The organism is Pseudomonas parafulva, assembly GCF_000800255.1.
GTDB lineage: Bacteria > Pseudomonadota > Gammaproteobacteria > Pseudomonadales > Pseudomonadaceae > Aquipseudomonas > Aquipseudomonas boreofloridensis.
On sequence record NZ_CP009747.1, the window covers coordinates 1,658,712 to 1,680,749 of the forward strand.

At 63.4% G+C, this 22,038-nt stretch carries 13 protein-coding genes; 8 read left to right on the forward strand and 5 right to left on the reverse strand.

Translation table 11 applies throughout. The features are described 5' to 3' along the window. Positions 1-28: 28 nt before the first annotated feature. From NJ69_RS07330 to NJ69_RS07350, 5 genes are all read right to left on the reverse strand, one after another. Positions 29-1,609 carry an aldehyde dehydrogenase (NADP(+)) gene (locus NJ69_RS07330; RefSeq protein WP_039577598.1) on the reverse strand — a complete coding sequence of 527 codons (1,581 nt, stop codon included), beginning with the start codon at positions 1,607-1,609 and terminating at the stop codon, positions 29-31. A gap of 70 nt (positions 1,610-1,679) precedes the next feature. Next, positions 1,680-3,233 (reverse strand): galactarate dehydratase, encoded by a 1,554-nt coding sequence (garD, locus tag NJ69_RS07335; RefSeq protein WP_039583159.1) that lies wholly within the window; start codon positions 3,231-3,233, stop codon positions 1,680-1,682. Between the two features lie 56 nt (positions 3,234-3,289). Further along, on the reverse strand, positions 3,290-4,645 hold the full coding sequence (locus NJ69_RS07340; RefSeq protein WP_039577601.1) for an MFS transporter: 1,356 nt from the start codon (positions 4,643-4,645) through the stop codon (positions 3,290-3,292). Between the two features lie 100 nt (positions 4,646-4,745). Next, positions 4,746-5,657: a 5-dehydro-4-deoxyglucarate dehydratase gene (gene kdgD, locus NJ69_RS07345; RefSeq protein WP_039577603.1), complete on the reverse strand. Its 912-nt coding sequence runs from the start codon at positions 5,655-5,657 to the stop codon at positions 4,746-4,748. A gap of 391 nt (positions 5,658-6,048) precedes the next feature. After that, positions 6,049-6,861, reverse strand: a complete 813-nt coding sequence (locus tag NJ69_RS07350; RefSeq protein ID WP_039577605.1) for a gamma-glutamyl-gamma-aminobutyrate hydrolase family protein — start codon at positions 6,859-6,861, stop codon at positions 6,049-6,051. A 398-nt stretch (positions 6,862-7,259) separates the two neighbouring features. Here NJ69_RS07350 and NJ69_RS07355 point away from each other — a divergent pair, with 398 nt between their 5' ends. The 8 genes from NJ69_RS07355 (at position 7,260) to NJ69_RS07390 (ending at position 22,032) form a co-directional block, all read left to right on the forward strand. Next, complete coding sequence (locus tag NJ69_RS07355; protein ID WP_039577607.1) at positions 7,260-8,297, forward strand: Ldh family oxidoreductase; 1,038 nt, start codon at positions 7,260-7,262, stop codon at positions 8,295-8,297. Positions 8,298-9,446: 1,149 nt separating this feature from the next. Further along, positions 9,447-10,646: an aromatic amino acid transaminase gene (locus NJ69_RS07360; RefSeq protein ID WP_039577609.1), complete on the forward strand. Its 1,200-nt coding sequence runs from the start codon at positions 9,447-9,449 to the stop codon at positions 10,644-10,646. A gap of 202 nt (positions 10,647-10,848) precedes the next feature. Next, positions 10,849-12,129 (forward strand): serine/threonine transporter, encoded by a 1,281-nt coding sequence (locus NJ69_RS07365; protein ID WP_039577611.1) that lies wholly within the window; start codon positions 10,849-10,851, stop codon positions 12,127-12,129. A gap of 91 nt (positions 12,130-12,220) precedes the next feature. Continuing rightward, positions 12,221-12,721, forward strand: coding sequence for a thiol peroxidase (gene tpx, locus NJ69_RS07370; protein WP_029615159.1), 501 nt, complete (start codon positions 12,221-12,223; stop codon positions 12,719-12,721). A 222-nt stretch (positions 12,722-12,943) separates the two neighbouring features. Next, positions 12,944-14,215: an MdtA/MuxA family multidrug efflux RND transporter periplasmic adaptor subunit gene (locus NJ69_RS07375; RefSeq protein ID WP_039577614.1), complete on the forward strand. Its 1,272-nt coding sequence runs from the start codon at positions 12,944-12,946 to the stop codon at positions 14,213-14,215. Beyond that, positions 14,212-17,307, forward strand: a complete 3,096-nt coding sequence (locus tag NJ69_RS07380) for an MdtB/MuxB family multidrug efflux RND transporter permease subunit (RefSeq protein ID WP_039577616.1) — start codon at positions 14,212-14,214, stop codon at positions 17,305-17,307. The genes NJ69_RS07375 and NJ69_RS07380 overlap by 4 nt, the downstream gene beginning before the upstream one ends. Positions 17,308-17,434: 127 nt before the next feature. Next, positions 17,435-20,545 (forward strand): multidrug efflux RND transporter permease subunit, encoded by a 3,111-nt coding sequence (locus NJ69_RS07385; RefSeq protein ID WP_039577619.1) that lies wholly within the window; start codon positions 17,435-17,437, stop codon positions 20,543-20,545. Beyond that, positions 20,542-22,032, forward strand: coding sequence for an efflux transporter outer membrane subunit (locus NJ69_RS07390; RefSeq protein ID WP_039577621.1), 1,491 nt, complete (start codon positions 20,542-20,544; stop codon positions 22,030-22,032). Before NJ69_RS07385 ends, NJ69_RS07390 begins: the two co-directional genes overlap by 4 nt. The last annotated feature ends 6 nt before the right edge of the window (positions 22,033-22,038 follow it).

Below are 22,038 nucleotides of genomic sequence, written 5' to 3' on the forward strand. Positions count from 1 at the left end.
AGGGGCCTCGAGGCCCCTGGCCGTCGCGTCAGAGCGGTGCGTCACTCCACTGGCCGTTCACCAGTCGCCGCAGCCGCAGTGGATTGGCGTCCTGCAAGGCCAGTGGTAACAGCGCCTGCGGGTAGTTCTGGTAGCACACCGGGCGCAGGAAGCGGTCGATGGCCAGTGTGCCGACCGACGTGCCGCGTGCGTCGGACGTGGCGGGATAGGGGCCGCCATGGACCATCGCATCGCACACCTCGACCCCCGTGGGATAGCCGTTGATCAAGATCCTGCCGACTTTTTCCTCCAGCAACGGCACCAGCCAGGCGTAGGCCTCGAGGTCTTCGGGTTCGCCAATCAGCGTGGCCGTCAGTTGTCCACGCAGGCCCAGCAGCGCGGCGCGTAGCTGAGCGTCGTCAGCGACTTCGACCGCGACCGTGGTGGGGCCGAACACTTCTTCCTGCAGCACCGGGTCGGACGCCACCAGCAAATGGGCGTCAGCCTTGAACAGTTGCGCATGCGCTTGGGTGCCGGTCTGGACCTGACCGGCCAGGTGCTCGATGCCAGGATGCGCATGCAGGTGCGTCAGCCCCTCTTCGTAGCTGCGCAGGCCACCGGTATTGAGCAAGGTCTGTGCGGCTTGCTGTTGCAACTGCTGACCGACATCGCTCAACAATTGACTGAACCCAGGGGATTTCAGGCCGATCACCAGCCCCGGATTGGTGCAGAACTGGCCGGCCCCCAGGCATACCGACCCAGCAAGTTCTCGGGCAATAGCTTCCCCGCGCTGGGTCAGTGCCGCGGGCAGGACGATCACCGGATTGATGCTCGACATTTCAGCGAACACCGGAATGGGCTGGGGGCGTTCGGCGGCCATGCGGCACAGGGCATCGCCACCCTTGAGCGAGCCGGTGAAGCCGACCGCCTGGATGGCGGGGTGCTTGACCAACCCTTCGCCCACGCCTGCACCGAAGACCATGTTGAACACGCCCTCAGGCATACCGGTGCGCCTGGCAGCGCGGACAATGGCGCAGCCGACCAGGTCAGCGGTGGCCATATGCCCGCTGTGCGCCTTGAACACGACTGGGCAACCGGCCGCCAGTGCAGCAGCCGTGTCGCCACCTGCCGTGGAGAAGGCCAGCGGGAAGTTGCTGGCACCGAACACCGCCACCGGACCCACGCCGATACGCATCTGTCGAAGGTCGACGCGTGGCAGCGGCTGGCGCTGTGGCTGGGCCTGGTCGATGCGAGCGCCAAGGTAGTCGCCACGGCGCAGTATCTGGGCGAACAGGCGCATCTGACCGCTGGTACGGGCGCGTTCGCCCTGGATGCGCGCGGTGGGCAGGGCGGTTTCCTGGCAGACGATGGCGACGAAGCGGTCGTCCAGTTCATCCAGCTCGTCGGCGATGGCGTCGAGAAATTCGGCACGCCGTGTCCCAGGCAACTGACGGAATTCGGCGAAGGCGGCCGCTGCCGCGCGAGCAGCTTGATCGACTTCGCTGTCGGTGGCCTGCGCGAATCTGAAGGGCAGTGCCTGCCTCGTACTGGCGTCCAGGCTCTGCAGACGTTGCTGGCCGGCGGCGCTGCGCTGGCCGGCGATGAAGTTGTGGCCGAGGATCTCAGGCATGGGGTGCTCCTGTGGTTGACGCTGGGTGCCTGCTCACCGCCCCGTCAGGTGCGGAAGATGCAGGCCATTTTCAGGTGATCGGTGCTGGATTGAACAAGGTGATGTCGTTGTGCAGCTTGTGGCGCTCGGCCCAGGTCTGTTTGCGGCCACTGGCCACGTCCAGGTAGTAGTGGAACAGCTCCCAGCCCAGCGCCTCGATGCTCGAGCGGCCGCTGGCGATGCGTCCGGCGTCGATGTCGATCAAGTCGGGCCAGCGTTGCGCCAGTTCGCTGCGGGTACATACCTTGACCACCGGCGCCATGGCCAGGCCATACGGGGTGCCGCGGCCCGTGGTGAAGACATGCAGGTTCATGCCCGCCGCCAACTGCAGGGTGCCGCAGACGAAGTCGCTGGCCGGTGTGGCGCAGAAGATCAAGCCCTTGCCGGTGACTCGCTCGCCTGGGCCGATGACGCCCTGAATGGCGCCACTTCCGGACTTGACGATCGACCCCAGGGATTTTTCGACGATGTTCGACAGACCGCCTTTCTTGTTCCCGGGCGTGGTATTGGCGCTGCGGTCGGCTGCGCCCTGTTGCAGGTAGCGGTCGTACCAGTCCATCTCGCGCACCAGCGCCTCGGCCACCTCGGGGGTTTGTGCGCGCGAGGTGAGCATATAGATGGCGTCACGCACTTCGGTGACCTCCGAGAACAGCACCGTGGCCCCGGCGCGCACCAAGAGATCGGCGGCGAAGCCCAGCGCCGGGTTGGCGGTGATGCCGGAGAAGGCATCGCTGCCCCCGCATTGCATGCCCAGGATCAGCTCACTGGCCGGGACCGTCTCGCGGCGGCGCTGATCGAGCTTCTTCAGCCTTGTTTCGGCCAGGTGCATGATCTGTTCGATCATCTCCACGAAGCCCAGCGAGGCATCCTGCAGGCGGTACAGCCAGGGCTCGGCGAGGTCCACGGAGGGGTCGCCCTCGTGCATGACCTGTCCTGCCTGCAATTTCTCGCAGCCCAGGCTGATCACCAGCGCTTCGCCGCCCAGATTGGGGTTGCGTGCCAAGTTGCGTACGGTGCGGATGGGGATATAGGCGTCGCGGGCATTGATTGCCACGCCACAGCCGTAGCTGTGGGTGAGGGCGACCACGTCGTCCACATTGGGATAGCGCGGCAGCAACTCGGCGCGAATGCGCTTGACGGCGTGGTCGAGCACACCCGTCACGCACTGCACGGTGGTGCTGATGCCGAGGATGTTGCGGGTGCCGACGGTGCCATCGGCGTTGCGATAGCCCTCGAAGGTGAAGCCCTCCAGGGGGTGCAAGGCCGCTGGCACGGCATTGCACCGGGGCAGGCTGTCGAGTTCAGGCGCAGCAGGCATCGACAACTGGGTTTCCTGGACCCAACTGCCCTGGCGCAGGTCCTGGAGGGCGTAGCCGATGATTTGCCCATAACGCCGCACCGGCTCGCCTTGGCGGATGTCGACGGTGGCCACCTTGTGGCTTTGTGGCACGCCCTCGATCAGGGTCAGGCCATCGGCGAACCGCGCGCCTTCGCCCAGCCCGCCGTCGTTGACCACCACCACGACATTGTCATCGTCGTGCAGGCGGACGTAGCGGGGCGACTCGGAATGTTCGATCAACTGCATGCTCAAGCCCTTTTTGTCATTCATCTCAGGCGTTCATCCGGCGTTCTTGGTTCAGCTCATCGGCGCGCGGCCGCCAGCCCGCCAGTAGGCGCGGCGGCAGGCTTGGGCGGATCCTTGAGCTCGATACGCTTGATCGGCCCAACGATCACCAGGTAGCTGAACACCGCCACCAGCGCGTTGGCGCCTACATACACCAGTGCCCACTTGAACGAGCCGGTGGCGCTGATGATGTAGCCGATGACAATCGGTGTGGTGATCGAGGCGATGTTGCCGAAGGTGTTGAACAGCCCGCCCGAGAGACCGGCGATCTGCTTGGGCGAGGTATCGGCGACCACGGCCCAGCCCAGCGCGCCGATGCCTTTGCCGAAGAAGGCCAGGGTCATGAAGCCGACCACCATCCACTCGGCCTCGACATAGTTGCAGAACACCATGGTGGTGGAGAGCATGAGGCCGCAGACGATCGGCAGCTTGCGCGAGAAGGTCAGCGAGTTGCCGCGTCGCAGCAGCCAATCCGACAGTACGCCGCCCAAGACACCGCCGATGAAGCCGCAGATGGCCGGCAAGGAGGCGATGAAGCCCGCCTTGAGGATGGTCATGCCGCGCTCTTGCACCAGGTACACCGGAAACCAGGTCAGGAAGAAGTAGGTGATGGCATTGATGCAGTATTGGCCGAGGTAGACCCCCAGCAGCATGCGACTGGTGAGCAGTTGCTTGATGTAGCCCCATTTCGGTCCGTCGTTGCCGCGTTTCTGGTCCATGTCCACCAGGCCGCCGTTGCGTTCGATGTGTTCGAGTTCGGCCGGACTGATACGCGGGTGCTGGCGTGGGTTGTAAATGGTTTTCATCCACACCGCCGAGAACAGGATGCCCAGGCCACCCATGACCACGAACACATGTTCCCAGCCGAAACTGAACACGATCCAGCCCATGAGCGGGGCGAACAGGGCGGTGGCGAAATACTGCGCCGAGTTGAAGATCGCCGAGGCGGTGCCACGCTCGGCGGTGGGAAACCAGGCCGCGACGATGCGGGCGTTGCCCGGGAACGACGGGGCTTCGGCGAAGCCGACCAGAAAGCGCAGGGTGAACAGCGTGACCACCGCCCAGGCGACCGGCAGGCCGCCGACGAAGCCTTGCAGCAGGGTGAACAGCGACCAGGTGAAGATGCTGAAGGCGTAGACATTCTTCGAACCGAAGCGATCGAGCAGCCAGCCACCGGGAATCTGTCCGGCCACGTAGGCCCAGCCAAATGCCGAGAAGATGTAGCCCAGAGTGACTGCGTCGATGCCCAGGTCCTTCTGCAGGCTGGAGCCGGCGATCGCGATGGTGGCGCGGTCGGCATAGTTGATCGTGGTCACCAGGAACAGCATGAACAGGATCAAGTAGCGCACGTGCGTTGTTTTCGTCGCTTGCATGCGGTTGAACTCCCACTAGTTATTGTTGTGCGGGGCGGTCGAATTGTAGGCCGGAGCAGCTGTGCTCCGGCGGCGGCCTGTGCTGGCCGCAGGGCTGCGCCTATTGCGGGCCCATCTTGTCCATCAGCGCGGCGAGCATCTGGTATTCCTCGTCGGTCAGGTCGGTCAGCGGTGTGCGCACGGGACCGGCGTCGTAGCCGGCGATACGGGCACCGGCCTTGACAATGCTCACGGCGTAGCCAGCCTTGCGGTTGCGGATGTCCAGATACGGCAGGAAGAAGTCATCGATCAGTTTGCCGACGGTCGCGTGGTCGTCGCGGGCGATGGCGTTGTAGAAATCCATGGCGGTCTTGGGCACGAAATTGAACACGGCCGAGGAATACACCGGCACGCCCAGTGCCTTGTAAGCCGCTGCATAGACTTCAGCGGTCGGCAAGCCGCCCAGATAGCTCAGGCGATCGCCCAAGCGACGGCGGATAGACACCATGAGCTCGATATCGCCCAGGCCATCCTTGTAGCCCACCAGGTTCGGGCAGCGTTCGGCAAGCTGTTCCAACTGGGTTGCGTTCAGCCGGCAGACGTTACGGTTGTACACCACGACGCCGATCTTGACCGACTTGCACACCGCCTCCACATGGGCGGCTACCCCGTCCTGGCTGGCTTCGGTGAGGTAGTGCGGCAGCAGCAGCAGCCCTTTGGCGCCAAGGCGCTCGGCTTGCTGTGCATATTCGATGGCCTGGCGAGTGGCGCCACCGACCCCGGCCAGGATCGGAACCGAGGTGGCGCAGGTGTCCACGGCAGTCTTGATCACCTGGCTGTATTCGCTGGCAGCGAGGGAGAAGAACTCGCCGGTGCCGCCAGCGGCGAACAGCGCGCTGGCGCCGTAGGGGGCGAGCCATTCCAGGCGCTTGACGTAACCGGCGGGGTTGAAGTCGCCGTGAGCGTCGAAGTCGGTGACCGGGAAGGACAGCAAGCCGTGGGAGAGGATGGATTTCAGTTCTTGTGGATTCATTGTTGGACGCATCCTATGGCGCTTGAGGAGGAAAGGGTTCAAGGCTAGAGGTAAGTTATCGTACAACTGAAATTCTGCAAAGTGGTCTGTTGAAAAATTTCGATGCCAGGCGACGGAGATCGAGAGGGTGAGAAGCAGGCAAGCTGTTCGATCAGCACTGAGTAGGATCAGCTAGCTGCTTACGGTTGCAGGTGTTTGGGAGGAGCGGGTAGGCGTCTGCCCAACGTGATCGACTACTTGAAGGTTCAAGCAGGACTACTCAAAGTCATCGTATGTCTAAGTCGCAGGGCCGTGAGTGGTGCTGATCATGTCTGGTTCGCACGTCAAAGGCAGACAGTCCCACTGCGGAACGACATTGCGTCGTCCCGCGATCAGGGTATCAAGCACGCGATCAGGCCGCCTGATGGCGTTTTCCGGCCTGAGCTTTACGTACCTGGGCGCGGCACGCCTCGCCAAAGGCCTGGAACAACTTGATCGAATCCGGGTTCTTCGCGGCCTGCCATTCCGGATGCCACTGCACCGCGAACAGGAAGGGCGAAAGGTTTGGTGCATGAATGGCCTCGACCAGACCGTCTTCGGCACGCGCAATGGGCTGCAAGCCTTCCCCGAGGTTGCGCAAGCCTTGACCGTGGAGCGAGTTCACCCGGATCTGATCGCTACCCAGGGTGTCGCGCAGCCAGGTGCCTGGTTCAATGGTGACGCTGTGGGAAGCGGCATACTGCACCTCGACCGGATCATCAGGATTTTCCCGATGGTCGTTGAAACCGGGCTCGGCGTAGACCTTCTGATAGATGTCGCCACCGAGGGCCACGTTGATTTCCTGCATGCCACGGCAGATGCCGAAGATGGGCAGGCCACGGGCGATGGCCAGTTGTACCAGGGGGATGTCGAACAGGTCGCGATCCTTGTCCTGCGCTTTGCCGGGCGTTTCGTTCTGCTGACCGTACAGGGTCGGATCGATGTTGCTGCCAGCGCCGGTCAGGTACACGCCATCTGCCATATCCAGGTAGGCTTCGAGCGCCTCCGTACCACAGCAAGTGGGGACCAGAACCGGGATGCAGTCGGCGAAGTCGACCAGGGGCGTGATGTACTTGTGGGTCATGACCTGGTAGTCGTGACCTTTGCGCTCTTGGGTGCCCATGGTCATCAGGACGACGGGTTTGCGCAGGGCGGGTTGCTTGTTGCCAATGTTGCTGTTGGACATATGTCACCTTGGGACAGGTACTACCTGTCGTTGTTATGCAGGCGCGCGGCCTGAAGCCTGAAGTGCGCGGCCTGAAGCCCCGAGCACTGCCGGCGCAGCGATTGGCTGCGAAACCGGTCGGGGCATGGGATCTAGCTTGCCAGAGCCGTTCGATATGTCAAACGACTGAGCGGGCGGTTTAACGCGGTTTTCCGGGGTGTGCAGGGCTGCATGCCCGAGGCTGTAGGGGTTTGCCAGGGGCGCGGGTCAATAATAATTAACGATGCAGTTGGATCATTGCAGCGTTGCAATGAAGCGCAATGACCGCATGTGGTGATCGTCAGATTTGACAATGTGGCGGTGCTGGCCGAAGAGTGTCTGTCCTGTCACCGACCCGCTATCACTGCAAGGAGCCGTGTATGTCCGTGTCCATAGAACCCTTGATTCGTGTACCTCTGGCCGAGTTGCAGGCGCTGTTGCAGCAGGTTTTCCAGCGTCACGGCTGCAGCGAAGCGGTGGCCGGTGTGCTCGCCGCTAATTGCGCGAGCGCCCAGCGTGACGGCGCGCACAGCCATGGCGTGTTCCGTATGCCGGGATACGTTTCGACCTTGGCCAGCGGTTGGGTCGACGGGCGTGCGGTGCCTGAGGTCAACGATGTCGCGGCGGCCTTCGTGCAGGTCGATGCCAAGGGCGGTTTTGCCCAGCCGGCCCTGGCTGCGGCCCGGCAACTGCTGGTGCAGAAGGCGCGTAGTGCTGGCATTGCGGTGCTGGCGATACACAACTCCCATCATTTCGCGGCGCTGTGGCCGGACGTCGAACCGTTCGCCGAAGAGGGCCTGATCGCCCTGAGCGTGGTCAACAGCATGACCTGCGTGGTGCCCCATGGCGCGCGCAAACCTTTATTCGGCACCAACCCGATTGCCTTCGCCGCGCCCTGCGCCGGGCATCCGCCGATCGTCTTCGACATGGCCACCAGCGCCATGGCCCATGGCGATGTGCAGATCGCTGCGCGTCAGGGTGAGCAACTGCCGACCGGCGTGGGGGTTGATGCCGCCGGTGAGCCGACCACCGATCCCCAGGCGATGCTCGACGGCGGCGCCTTGCTGCCGTTCGGCGGACACAAGGGGTCGGCGCTGTCGATGATGGTCGAGCTCCTGGCCGCAGGACTGACGGGCGGGCACTTTTCGTGGGAGTTCGACTGGTCTCAGCACCCTGGCGCGAAGACGCCCTGGACCGGCCAGTTGATCATCGTCATCGACCCCGCCAAGAGCACAGCCACACCGTTTTCCTACCGCAGCGCCGCGTTGGTGGAGCAGATGCACGCCGCGGGCTTGTCGCGCTTGCCGGGGCAGCGGCGGTTCATCGAGCGTGAGTTGTCGTCAGACCGAGGCGTATCGGTCACCGAGGTACAGTGGCTGGAGCTGCAAGGGATGCTGGAGAGGCAAGTCGACGAGTGAATGATTCGCTTGATTTTAGTGGCTCAAGACAACATGACTTCAGCTCGGTCTCTTGGTCGATTCCAGCAAGGCGCAGGCCTTCGATTTTTCGTACCAAAGTTCGCAAGGTATGTGTTCATTCGCACTGGGAATTTCAGTGGGAACTGGCACCTGAGCGATCAAAAAACTTGGCACGCTTAGACAATAGGAAACTGCCGAGGAGTATCAAAGCCCAGCCCCACCAAGCACCGTCCAATTGAAGAAATCGTTTAACGCCCAGTGTTGACCAAACGGCTACACCTACCATGATTAATGCGAGACCTAAATGCCTACGAATGCGAGGCGATTCGCACAGCCACTCCAGCAGGAAGCCTATCAGTAGTAGTGCAAGTGCCAGGTAGATTTCAGTCATTTCAGATCTAGATAATGAGCATGGTGGTTGATACTTGAGGTCCGATACCACTTTTAACCTCAGCCTGGAGAACTACCATAACATCGCCGGCATGGTAGGGCGTCAACGCTTTCCGAGTCGCGAGCGCCGCGGCACTACCGGATACGCCACCTACCGCCCCTTTGGCCAATTTGCCAGATACTTTCGGCATTACCCACCCGGCGCCACGGGCAACGATCAAGCCGACCAGTGATGCAATTGTGATTTTGTTTTCGTTAAGTCTGTCGGCTTGCTGTCTGCTGAGAGGCCTGGAGACAGAGACTTGCAGGGTGCAAACACGTTCATCAGCAAGCATTCGCTGCTAAAGCTCTCGCATGGCACTCACCACTTTATAGTGTGCTCCATGGACGGAGGGGAGATTGGTTTCGGGGAAGTCGCAGCATTCCCCAGGTCTTATGATAAATACACTTACATCAAAAGCTATGGCGTAACGACCGATAGAGTGATACGTCCTTCCAGGTTTCATGACCTCTCCTGGCGGGGCCTGCATAACGTCGATGCCGCAATGACAACAAGATAAATCGTTGCGCAGGCACAGCAAGACGGCCCTTTCTGAAAGATCCGTGGTGCGTTTCCGCTCAATTTTCCATGCTGTCATAACCCTCGGCATTGCAACGCCGCACACCCACCTTGCACATCCAGTGATGTTCCTCGCTCGCTCCTGCAGGTATGCTCGGGCCTGTCCTTCCGACTGTCCTGATTCCAAGGAGCTGCGCGCTGTGTTCAAACATGTCGATGCCTATGCCGGCGACCCGATTCTCTCGTTGATGGAGGCCTTCAAGGCCGATTCGCGGACCGACAAGGTCAATCTGAGTATCGGCCTGTACTACGACGAAGCCGGCGTGGTGCCGCAGTTGGCGTCGGTGGGCGAAGTCGAGAAGCGTCTGGCCGGCCAGCCGCACGAGGCGTCGCTGTACCTGCCGATGGAAGGCCTGGCCAGCTACCGCCAGGCGATCCAGGCGCTGCTGTTCGGTGCAGACCACCCCGCAATCATCGAGGGCCGAGTGGCCACGGTGCAGACGGTTGGCGGTTCGGGGGCGCTGAAAGTCGGCGCCGACTTCCTCAAGCGCTATTTCCCGCAGGCCGAGGTCTGGGTCAGCGATCCAACCTGGGACAACCACCGCGCCATCTTCGAAGGCGCCGGATTCAAGGTCCATACCTACCCGTATTTCGACCCAGCCACCCGTGGCCTCGACTTCGAGGGCATGTTGGCGAGCCTGCAGGCGCTGGCGCAACAGAGCATCGTGCTGCTGCACCCGTGCTGCCATAACCCGACGGGCGTCGATCTGAGCCAGGACCAATGGCAGCAGGTGGTCGAAGTGGTCAAGGCGCGCCAATTGATCCCGTTCCTCGACATCGCCTACCAAGGCTTCGGCGAGGGCTTGGTCGAGGACGCCTACGCCATCCGCGAAATGGCCCGTGCCGGCGTGCCTTGCCTGGTCAGCAATTCCTTCTCGAAGATATTCTCGCTGTACGGCGAGCGGGTAGGGGGGCTGTCGGTGGTCTGTGACGACATCGCCAGCGCGCACAGCGTGCTGGGTCAGCTCAAGGCGACCGTGCGCCGCAACTACTCCAGCCCGCCCAGCCATGGCGCGCTGCTGGTCGCCGGCGTGCTGGGCGACGCGCAGTTGAACGCGCAATGGCAAGCGGAAGTCGGCGCCATGCGCACGCGGATCCTGGCCATGCGTCAAGGCCTGGTCGAGGCATTGGCCCGACACCTGCCAGGCCAGGACGTCCAGTTCTTCCTGCGCCAACGCGGCATGTTCAGCTACACCGGCTTCAGCCCCGAGCAGGCGCGTCGTCTACGTGACGAGTTCGGTGTGTACATTCTCGACAGCGGTCGAGTGTGCATGGCCGGGCTGCGTGAGGATAACCTGCAGCGCGTCGCCGAGGCCTTCGCGGCGGTGCAGCAGGGCTGATCCGAGCGCCCTCTGGAAGCGGCTCCACGCCGTTCCAGAGGGCAGCGTTTCCCTGCTACACCTGTCCCTCATGCCAACAGGGCTTCGCATTCGCCCCCATTCAGTGCACAATCGCGCCCCTCTTTTTCGGTTGGGGGTGGCGTGAGTCTCGTGTCTCGCCATGCTCAGCCTGTTGCAGTCTTGCGAGTGGAGTTGCACCCGGATGAATGAGCAGGCCCAAAGCGTCGAGCAACGCTTCGAATCGACCCAACACGCCGCCCTCGGCAGCTGGTCACGTCAAGACACCACCTGGATGCTGGGCCTGTTCGGCACGGCCATTGGTGCCGGTACGCTGTTCCTGCCGATCAACGCCGGTCTTGGTGGCTTCTGGCCGCTGCTGGTCTTGGCTGCGCTGGCATTTCCCATGACCTACTACGCGCACCGGGCCTTGACCCGCTTCGTGCTCTCCGGCAGCAAGGAAGGCGACATCACCCAAGTGGTCGAAGAGCATTTCGGCATCACTGCTGGCGCGCTGATCACCGTGCTGTACTTCTTCGCCATCTTCCCGATCCTGCTGATCTACAGCGTGGCGCTGACCAACACCGTGGCCAGCTTCATGGAGCACCAACTGCACATGACCCCGCCACCGCGGGCGATCCTGTCGTTCGTGCTGATTCTCGGCCTGCTGGCTATCGTGCGCTGCGGCGAGCAGGCCACGGTCAAGGTCATGAGCCTGCTGGTGTATCCGTTCATCGTCGCCCTGGCGCTGTTGGCGCTGTACCTGGTGCCGCATTGGAATGGTGGCATCCTCGATACCGCGCACCAGGTGCCGTCCGGCTCGTCGCTGCTGCATACCCTGTGGCTGGCGATTCCGGTGATGGTGTTCTCGTTCAACCATTCGCCGATCATTTCGGCGTTCGCCGTGGACCAGAAACGCCGCTACGGTGCCCATGCCGATGAGCGCAGCGGGCAGATCCTGGCGCGGGCGCACCTGCTGATGGTGGCGATGGTGCTGTTCTTCGTGTTCAGTTGTGTTCTGACCTTGAGCAGTGCGCAACTGGCCGAAGCCAAAGCGCAGAACCTGTCGATCCTGTCGTACCTGGCCAACCACTTCAGCAACCCGGCCATCGCTTTCGCCGCGCCGCTGATCGCCTTCGTGGCCATTGCCAAGTCGTTCCTGGGCCACTACATCGGCGCCAGCGAAGGCCTCAAGGGCATCATCGCCAAGACCGGCGCTCGCCCGGGCGCCAAGACCCTGGATCGTGTCGTGGCGGCGCTGATGCTGGTGGTGTGCTGGATCGTCGCCACGCTCAACCCGAGCATCCTGGGCATGATCGAGTCGCTCGGTGGTCCGATCCTGGCGGTGCTGCTGTTCCTGATGCCGATGTATGCCATTCGCCGCGTGCCGTCGATGCGCAAATACAGCGGCGCGCTGTCGAACCTCTTCGTCGTGGCGATCGGCCTGGTAGCCCTGAGCTCGGTGGTCTACGGCCTGTTGGCCTGAGTGAGTCAAAGCCTGCGGGCTTGCCCGCTTGCAGCCTGGCGCTAAAAACGATTAACTCGGGATCCTTTTCAAACCCATAAGGATTCGCGCCATGGCTCAAGTGACTCTCAAAGGCAACCCGGTTCAGGTCAACGGCGAGCTGCCCAAGGTCGGTGCCCAGGCGCCGGCCTTCTCCCTGGTTGGCGAAGGTCTGGCCGACAAGTCGCTCCAAGACTATGCCGGCAAGCGCAAAGTGCTGAACATCTTCCCCAGTGTCGACACCCCCACATGCGCCACCTCGGTGCGTAAATTCAACGCCCAGGCCAACGACCTGCCCAACACCGTGGTGCTGTGCATCTCGGCCGACCTGCCGTTCGCCCAGGCCCGTTTCTGTGGCGCCGAGGGCCTGACCAACGTGCACAACCTGTCCACGCTGCGCGGACGTGAGTTCATCGAGCAATACGGCGTAGCCATTGCCGATGGTCCGCTGGCAGGCCTGACCGCCCGTGCCGTGGTGGTGCTGGACGAACAGGACAAGGTGTTGCACGCCGAGTTGGTCAAGGAAATCGCCGACGAGCCGAACTACGACGCGGCGCTGGCTGTCCTCAAGTAAGCCTGCGCTAACGTCGCTGCGCGCTGTGCACGCAGCAGCCTCGCCGAAAATACGCGGCAATACGGCCCGGACGCCTTTCCGGGCCGTTTTCATTTAAAGTTCATTGTTTTAGCAACGTCAGCCAATGGTAAATCCCTGGTAAAGCTCCTTTGCTAAACCGATGCCAGTGCTTATCGTTCAGCCTCTCCGGCCGCCACTCTCTGAACAAGGTTCGTTCAATCCATGCAAGCTTCCGTTTCCCGCTCCCCCCGTCGCTGGCTGATCGGCCTGCTGATCCTGCTGCTGGTGGCCCTGCTGGCCTGGTGGCTGTGGCCTGCGGCTGCGCCCAAGCACACGGACCCGGCGGTACGCATGGGCAAGGGCGGGCGACCGGGTTTCGGCGCGTCCAGCGATCCAGTGCCCGTGCGCGTGGAGCCGGTCCGCGTCGGTGATTTCCCGCTGTATTACAAGGCCTTGGGCACCGTGACGGCGACCAGCACGGTCAACGTACGCAGCCGCGTCGCTGGCGAGCTGGTGAAGATTCACTTCACGGAGGGCCAGCAGGTGAAGGCCGGTGACCTGCTTGCCGAGATCGACCCGCGGCCTTATCGCATCGCCCTGCAACAGGCCGAAGGCACCCTGGCGCAGAACCAGGCGCAGCTCAAGAATGCCCAGGTCGATGTGGCCCGCTACAAAGGCCTTTACGCCGAAGACAGCATCGCCAAGCAGACCCTGGACACCGCCGAGGCTCAGGTCGGTCAGTTTCAGGGGCTGGTCAAGACCAACCAGGCGGCGGTCAACGATGCGCGGCTGAACCTGGAGTTCAGCCAGATCCGTGCCCCAATCAGCGGGCGTCTGGGCCTGCGTCAACTGGACCTGGGCAATCTGGTGGCGGCCAACGACACCACGGCGCTGGTGGTGATTACCCAGACCGAGCCGATCAACGTTGTCTTCACCCTCCCGGAAACCGAACTGGGTACCGTGCTGGACCGCTATCGCAGCGGCGCACGGTTGGCCGTCGAAGCCTGGGACCGGGGCGACAGCAAGCTGCAGGCCACCGGCGTGCTCGGCAGCCTCGACAACCAGATCGACACCAGTACCGGCACCCTCAAGTTCAAGGGCCTGTTCGAGAACAAGGACCGGGCCCTGTTCCCCAACCAGTTCGTCAACGTGCGCCTGCTGGCCGACACCCTCAAGCAGGTGGTGCTGGCCCCGGCAGCGGCAATCCAGTTCGGCAACGACGGCACCTTCGCCTATGTGGTCGGCGCCGACGACAAGGTCAATGTGCGTAAGCTCAAGGTCGGTGCCAGCGATGGCATCAACAGCGTGATCCTCGATGGCCTCAAGGATGGCGAGCGCCTGGTCCTGGAAGGCACCGACCGCCTGCGCGAAGGCACTCAGGTCGAGATCGTCGACGACAGTTCACAGGTGCCCGCCACTCCGGGTCAGCACCTGCAAGGCCAGGAAACCAAGGACGCCACCCAGGCCGGTGAGTCGAGCAAGGCGGGCGCATGAACATCTCGCGGCTGTTCATCCTGCGCCCGGTCGCCACCACGCTGACTATGCTGGCCATCGTGCTGGCTGGCCTGATCGCCTACACCCTGCTGCCGGTGGCGGCCTTGCCGCAGGTGGACTATCCCACCATCCGGGTCATGACCCTGTACCCCGGCGCCAGCCCGCAAGTGATGACCAGCGCGGTCACCGCACCGTTGGAGCGTCAGTTCGGCCAGATGCCGGGGCTGAGCCAGATGGCCTCGACCAGCTCCGGCGGCGCCTCGGTCCTGACCCTGCGCTTCAACCTGGACATGAACATGGATGTCGCCGAGCAGCAGGTGCAGGCGGCGATCAATGCCGCCAGCAACCTGCTGCCCAGCGACTTGCCGGCGCCGCCGGTGTACAACAAGGTCAACCCGGCCGACACGCCGGTACTGACCCTGGCCATCAGCTCGCGCACGCTGCCCTTGCCCAAACTCAACGATCTGGTCGATACCCGGGTGGCGCAGAAGATCGCGCAGATCAGCGGCGTCGGCATGGTCAGCATCGCCGGTGGCCAGCGCCAGGCGGTGCGCATCAAGGTCAATGTCGATGCCTTGGCGGCCAACGGCCTGAGCCTGGACGACGTGCGCACGTTGGTCGGCGCCTCCAACGTCAACCAGCCCAAGGGCAACTTCGACGGGCCGACGCGGGTGTCGATGCTCGACGCCAACGACCAACTGCGCTCCCCTGAGGAATACGCCAACCTCATTCTCAAGTACAGCAACGGCGCGCCGCTGCGTTTGAAGGACGTCGCCGAGATCGTCGATGGCGCGGAAAACGAACGCCTGGCCGCCTGGGCCAATGAAAACCACGCCGTGCTGCTGAACATCCAGCGTCAGCCTGGGGCCAACGTCATCGATGTGGTCGACCGCATCAAGACGATGTTGCCGTCGATCACCGACAACCTCCCGGCGGGCCTGGACGTCAGTGTGCTCACCGATCGCACCCAGACCATCCGCGCCGCCGTGCGCGACGTCCAGCATGAACTGCTGTTCGCCATTGCCCTGGTGGTGATGGTCACCTTCCTGTTCCTGCGCCGCTTCAGCGCCACGATCATTCCTTCCATCGCCGTGCCGCTGTCGCTGGTCGGCACCTTCGGTGTGATGTACCTGGCCGGCTTCTCCATCAACAACCTCACGCTGATGGCCCTGACCATCGCGACAGGATTCGTGGTGGACGATGCCATCGTCATGCTGGAGAACATCTCGCGCCATATCGAGGAAGGCGAAACGCCGCTGCAGGCCGCGCTCAAGGGCGCGCGGCAGATCGGTTTCACCTTGATTTCGCTGACGTTCTCGTTGATCGCGGTGCTGATCCCCTTGCTGTTCATGGCCGACGTGGTCGGCCGGCTGTTCCGTGAGTTCGCCATTACCCTGGCGGTGGCGATCCTGATCTCGCTGGTGGTGTCGCTCACACTGACACCAATGATGTGCGCACGGCTGCTCAAGCGCGAGCCCCGGGAAGAGGAACAGGGCCGTTTCTACCGCGCCAGCGGCGCCTGGATCGACTGGTTGATCAAGCGCTACAGCCATGGCCTGCGCTGGGTGCTGCGGCATCAACCGCTGACGCTGCTGGTCGCGCTGGCCTCGTTGGCGCTCACCGTCGTGCTCTACGTCATCGTGCCCAAGGGCTTCTTCCCGGTGCAGGACACCGGCGTCATCCAGGGCATTTCCGAGGCGCCGCAGTCGATCTCGTTCGCCGCCATGAGCGAACGTCAGCAGGCGCTGAGCCAGGTGATTCTGCAGGATCCGGCGGTGCAGAGCTTGTCGTCCTATATCGGTGTGGACGGCGACAACGCCACCCTCAATAGCGGTCGCCTGCTGATCAACCTCAAGCCCCATGCCGAGCGCGACGTCACCGCCAGCCAGGTGATCGCCCGGCTGCAGCCGCAACTCGAGCGCCTGGTCGGCATCCGCCTGTTCATGCAGCCGGTGCAGGACCTGAGCATCGAGGACCGCGTCAGCCGCACCCAGTACCAGTTCAGCCTGTCGTCGCCCGATCCGGACATGCTCGCCGAATGGAGCGGCAAGTTGGTGCACGCGCTGCAGCAGCGCTCCGAGCTGACCGACGTGGCCAGCGACCTGCAGGACAAGGGGCTGCAGGTGTACCTGGCGATCGACCGCGACATGGCCAGCCGGCTGGGCATCAGCGTGGCGCAGATCACCAACGCGTTGTACGACGCCTTCGGTCAGCGGCAGATTTCCACCATCTACACTCAGGCCAGCCAGTACCGCGTGGTGCTGCAGGCCCAGGCGGCCGCCAACATCGGTCCGCAGATGCTCGAATCGATCCACGTCAAGGCCGCCGATGGCGGACAGGTACGCCTGTCGGCGCTGGCCCGGATCGAGCAGCGCCAAGCGCAGTTGGCAATTTCCCACATCGGCCAATTCCCGGCGGTGATGATGTCCTTCAACCTCGGCCAGGGCGTTTCGCTGGGCGAAGCGGTGCAGGTGATCGAACAGGTGCAGCGCGACATCGGCGTGCCGCTGGGGGTGCAGACGCGCTTCCAGGGCGCCGCCGAGGCCTTCCAGGCCTCGCTGTCGAGCACCTTGCTGCTGATTCTCGCCGCCGTGGTGACCATGTACATCGTGCTCGGCGTGCTCTATGAGAGCTACGTTCATCCCGTGACCATTCTGTCGACGCTGCCTTCGGCGGCGGTCGGGGCGTTGCTGGCGTTGCTCATCAGCGGCAATGACCTGGGCATGATCGCCATCATCGGCATCATCCTGTTGATCGGCATCGTCAAGAAGAACGCGATCATGATGATCGACTTCGCCCTGGAGGCCGAGCGTCACCAAGGCATGAGCCCGCAGGAGGCGATCTACCAGGCCGCGTTGCTGCGCTTCCGGCCGATCCTGATGACCACCTTGGCCGCGCTGTTCGGTGCCTTGCCGCTGATGCTGGCCACGGGCTCCGGCGCCGAGCTGCGCCAGCCCCTGGGCCTGGTGATGGTCGGTGGATTGCTGGTGAGCCAGGTGCTGACCCTGTTCACCACCCCGGTCATCTACCTGTACTTCGACCGCCTTTCGCGCCGCTGGCGGCGCAGCCCCGCGCTGGAGACTCAGGTATGAGTGGCAAGCGCGAAGCGGCGAGCTGCGAGCTGATTGCGAAGCGCTCGGGCACGACACGCGCAGACGCCGCGGCTTGCCGCTTGCCACTTGAGGCTTGCAGCACGCCACGACCGGCAGGGAGCGCTCGATGAACCTGTCCGGCCCGTTCATTCGCCGGCCCGTGGCGACCATGCTGCTGAGCCTGGCGATCATGCTGCTTGGCGGCGTGAGTTTCGGTCTGCTGCCGGTTTCGCCGCTGCCGCAGATGGACTTTCCGGTCATCGTAGTGCAGGCCAGCCTGCCGGGGGCCAGCCCGGAGGTCATGGCCTCGACTGTGGCCACGCCGCTGGAACGCAAGCTGGGCAGCATTGCCGGGGTCAACGTGCTGACCAGCAATTCCAGCCAAGGCTCCACGCGAGTGATCATCGGTTTCGAGCTGGGCCGCGACATCGACGGTGCCGCGCGCGAGGTCCAGGCTGCGATCAACGCCACGCGCAACCTGTTGCCCAGCGGCATGCGCAGCATGCCGACCTACAAGAAGGTCAATCCGTCGCAGGCGCCGATCATGGTGCTGTCGCTGACCTCCGACGTCCTGTCCAAAGGCCAGCTGTACGACCTGGCGGACACCATCCTGTCCCAGAGCCTGTCACAGGTCACCGGGGTGGGCGAGGTGCAGATCGGCGGCAGCTCGTTGCCAGCGGTGCGCATCGAGCTGGAACCGCAACTGCTCAACCAGTACGGGCTGTCCCTGGACGAAGTACGCACCGCGGTGGCCAATGCCAACCAGCGCCGCCCCATGGGTTTCGTCGAGGATGACCAGCGCAACTGGCAAGTGCGTGCCAACGACCAACTGGAAAAGGCCGATGACTACAAACCTCTGGTCATCCGCCAGCAGAACGGCGCGATCCTGCGCCTGGGGGATGTGGCCAAGGTCCGCGATGGTGTCGAGAACCGCTACAACAGTGGTTTCTTCAACAACGATGCGGCGGTGCTGCTGGTCATCAACCGCCAGGCCAACGCCAACATCATCGAGACTGTGCAGCAGATCAAGGACCAGCTCCCGGCCTTGCAGTCGCTGCTGCCGGCCAGCGTCAAGCTCAACGTGGCCATGGACCGCTCGCCGGTGATCAAGGCGACGCTCAAGGAAGCCGAACACACCCTGCTGATCGCCGTGGTGCTGGTGATCCTGGTGGTCTACCTGTTCCTGGGCAACCTGCGCGCCTCGTTGATTCCCAGCCTGGCGGTGCCGGTGTCGTTGGTGGGTACGTTCGCGGTCATGTACCTGTGTGGCTTCTCGCTCAACAACCTGTCGCTGATGGCGCTGATCCTCGCCACCGGACTGGTGGTGGACGACGCCATCGTGGTGTTGGAGAACATCTCACGGCATATCGAGAACGGCGAGAAGCCCATGCGTGCGGCCTTTCTCGGCGCCAAGGAGGTCGGTTTCACGCTGCTGTCGATGAACGTCTCGCTGGTGGCAGTGTTCGTTTCCATCCTGTTCATGGGTGGCATCGTGCGCGGGTTGTTCCAGGAGTTCTCGATCACCTTGGCGGCCGCGATCCTCGTTTCGCTGCTGGTGTCGCTGACCCTCACGCCCATGCTGTGCTCGCGCTGGCTCAAGCCCCACACCGCGCGCCAGCAGACACGCCTGCAGCGCTGGAGCGACCGTCAGCACCAGCGCATGGTCGCCGGCTACGACCGCAGCCTGGGCTGGGCCTTGCGCCATCGGCGCCTCACGTTGCTCAGCCTGCTGGCGACCATCGTGCTCAACGTGGCCCTCTACGTGATCGTGCCCAAGACCCTGATGCCGCAGCAGGACACCGGTCAGTTGCAGGGCTTCGTGCGCGGCGACGATGGCCTCTCGTTCAGCGTCATGCAGCCGAAAATGGAAACCTATCGACGCGCGCTGCTGGCCGACCCGGCCGTGCAGAGCGTGGCCGGCTTCATCGGCGGCAATAGCGGCACCAACAACGCCTTCGTGCTGGTGCGCCTCAATCCCATCGGCGAGCGCAAGGAAAACGCCCAGAAAGTCATCGATCGGCTGCGCAAGGAGCTGCCGAAAGTGCCGGGCGGGCGGCTGTACCTGATGGCCGACCAAGACCTGCAACTGGGCGGCGGCGGACGTGACCAGAGCTCCTCGCAGTACCTGTACACCCTGCAGAGTGGCGATCTGGCAGCCCTGCGTGAGTGGTTCCCGAAAGTAGCGGCGGCGTTTCGCAAGCTGCCGCAGCTCACCGCCATCGATGCGCGTGACGGTGCCGGCACCCAGCAGGTGACGCTGGTGGTCGACCGCGATCAGGCCAAGCGCCTGGGCATCGACATGGACATGATCACCGCGGTGCTGAACAACGCTTACAGCCAGCGGCAGATCTCGACCATCTACGACAGCCTCAACCAGTACCAGGTGGTGATGGAGATCAACCCGCGCTATGCCTGGGACCCGAGCACACTGGAACAGGTGCAGGTGATCACCGCCGATGGCGCGCGGGTGCCGCTGTCGACCATCGCCCACTACGAAAACAGCCTGGCCAACGATCGGGTCAGCCATGAAGACCAGTTCGCCTCAGAGGACATCTCCTTCGATGTCGCCGAAGGCTATAGCGTCGATCAGGCGCTGGCGGCGGTGGAGCGTGAGGTGGCCAAGCTGGGGCTGCCCGAATCGGTGATCGCCAAGCTCGGCGGCGACGCCGATGCTTTCGCCAAGACCGCCCAGGGCCAGCCATTCATGATCCTCGGCGCCTTGGTGCTGGTGTATCTGGTGCTGGGCATCCTCTACGAGAGCTACATCCATCCGCTGACCATTCTCTCGACCCTGCCGTCGGCTGGGGTGGGCGCCTTGCTTACGTTGTACCTCACCGGCGGGGAGTTCAGCCTGATTTCGTTGCTCGGCTTGTTCCTGCTGATCGGGGTGGTGAAGAAGAACGCCATTCTGATGATCGACCTGGCGCTGCAACTGGAGCGCCACGAAGGCCTGACGCCTGAAGAGTCCATCCGCCGCGCCTGCCTGCTACGGCTGCGACCGATTCTGATGACCACGCTCGCCGCCATGCTGGGCGCGTTGCCGCTGCTGCTCAGCCAGGCCGAAGGCGCGGAGATGCGCCAGCCGCTGGGTCTGACCATCATCGGCGGCCTGGTGTTCAGCCAGGTGCTCACTCTCTACACCACTCCCGTCGTCTACCTGTACCTGGACCGCGCGCGCCATCGTTTCAACCGCTGGCGCGGCGTGCGTACCGACGCCGCCCTGGATACTCCGCTATGAATTTTGCCCAGACCCCGCTGCACCGTGCCCTGCAACTGCTGACCCGTGGCCGCGGCTCACGCCTGCTAGGTGCCGGGCTGTGCGTGGCGCTGCTCAGTGCCTGCACGCTCAGCCCCGACTATCACCGTCCCGAGGTCAGCACGCCGGTGCAGTTCAAGCAGGCCGAGGGCTGGACCCAGGCCAAGCCCTCGGATGCCATTGCCCGTGGCGCCTGGTGGGAAATCTACGGCGACCGCCAGCTCGATACCTTGGTCGAGACCCTCAACAGCAGCAATCAGACCGTGGCCCAGTACGAAGCGCAGTACCGTCAGGCCCAGGCCCTGGTACGTAGCAGCCGTGCGTCGCTGTTTCCATCGCTGAACCTCACCACCAGCAAGAACCGTTCGGCCCAAGGGGCGGGGAGTTCGAGCTCGAGTCTGTCGAACAACAGCAGTGGCATTCGCAACACCTACAACGCGCAATTGGGGGTGAGCTGGGAGATCGACCTGTGGGGCAAGCTGCGCGAAACCCTCAATGCCAATGAGTCCAGCGCCCAGGCGAGTCTTGCCGACATGGCGGCGATTCGGCTGAGCCAGCAGTCCGAGCTGGTGCAGAACTATTTGCAGTTGCGGGTGATCGATGAGCAGAAGCGGCTGCTTCAGGCCACGGTGGCCGCGTACGAACGCTCGCTGCGGATGAACCAGAACCAGTACCGCGCCGGCGTCGCCGGGCCCGATGCCGTGGCCCAGGCGCGCACCCAGCTCAAGAGCACCCAGGCCGACCTGATCGACCTGGCCTGGCAACGTGCCCAGTACGAAAACGCCATCGCCGTGCTCATGGGCAAGGCGCCGGCCGAATTTTCCTTGGCCGAAACCCGCGACATCCCTGCATTGCCGCAGATTCCGTTGAGCCTGCCGTCGCAGTTGCTCGAGCGTCGTCCGGACATCGCGTCTGCCGAGCGCAAGGTCATGGCCGCCAACTCGAACATCGGCGTGTCGCGCGCTGCGTATTTCCCCGATCTATCGCTGAGCATGAATGGCGGCTATTCCAGCAGCAGCTTCAGCAACTGGATCGAATTGCCCAATCGCTACTGGTCGGTCGGCCCGCAACTGGCGCTGACTCTGTTCGATGCCGGTAAACGCAGCGCCGAGGTCGATCGCACCGTGGCGGTGTATGACCAGACCGTCGCGCAGTATCGCCAGACGGTGCTCGATGGCTTCAAAGAGGTGGAAAACTACCTGGTGCAGTTGAAGGTCTATGCCGATGAGGCTGTGGTACGTCAGGAAGCCCTGGATTCGGCGCGCGAGTCGTTGCGTTTGACCGAGAACCAGTATCGCGCTGGGCTAATCGGTTATCTGGACGTGGTCAACGTGCAGACGACCGCCCTGAGCAATGAGCGCAGCGCCTTGAACCTGCTGCAGGGGAGGCTGGTGGCCAGTGTGCAGTTGATCGCAGCACTGGGCGGTGGCTGGGACGCCGAGCAGGCCTTATCGCCAGTCGAGGACTGAGCGAGT

Coding starts and splice junctions, on each gene's coding strand:
- NJ69_RS07385 (WP_039577619.1), top strand. CDS start 17,435: ATGAACCTGTCCGGCCCGTTCATTCGCCGGCCCGTGGCGACCATGCTG.
- NJ69_RS07390 (WP_039577621.1), top strand. CDS start 20,542: ATGAATTTTGCCCAGACCCCGCTGCACCGTGCCCTGCAACTGCTGACC.
- NJ69_RS07375 (WP_039577614.1), top strand. CDS start 12,944: ATGCAAGCTTCCGTTTCCCGCTCCCCCCGTCGCTGGCTGATCGGCCTG.
- NJ69_RS07365 (WP_039577611.1), top strand. CDS start 10,849: ATGAATGAGCAGGCCCAAAGCGTCGAGCAACGCTTCGAATCGACCCAA.
- NJ69_RS07330 (WP_039577598.1), bottom strand. CDS start 1,609: ATGCCTGAGATCCTCGGCCACAACTTCATCGCCGGCCAGCGCAGCGCC.
- kdgD (WP_039577603.1), bottom strand. CDS start 5,657: ATGAATCCACAAGAACTGAAATCCATCCTCTCCCACGGCTTGCTGTCC.
- tpx (WP_029615159.1), top strand. CDS start 12,221: ATGGCTCAAGTGACTCTCAAAGGCAACCCGGTTCAGGTCAACGGCGAG.
- NJ69_RS07355 (WP_039577607.1), top strand. CDS start 7,260: ATGTCCGTGTCCATAGAACCCTTGATTCGTGTACCTCTGGCCGAGTTG.
- NJ69_RS07340 (WP_039577601.1), bottom strand. CDS start 4,645: ATGCAAGCGACGAAAACAACGCACGTGCGCTACTTGATCCTGTTCATG.
- NJ69_RS07350 (WP_039577605.1), bottom strand. CDS start 6,861: ATGTCCAACAGCAACATTGGCAACAAGCAACCCGCCCTGCGCAAACCC.
- garD (WP_039583159.1), bottom strand. CDS start 3,233: ATGCAGTTGATCGAACATTCCGAGTCGCCCCGCTACGTCCGCCTGCAC.
- NJ69_RS07380 (WP_039577616.1), top strand. CDS start 14,212: ATGAACATCTCGCGGCTGTTCATCCTGCGCCCGGTCGCCACCACGCTG.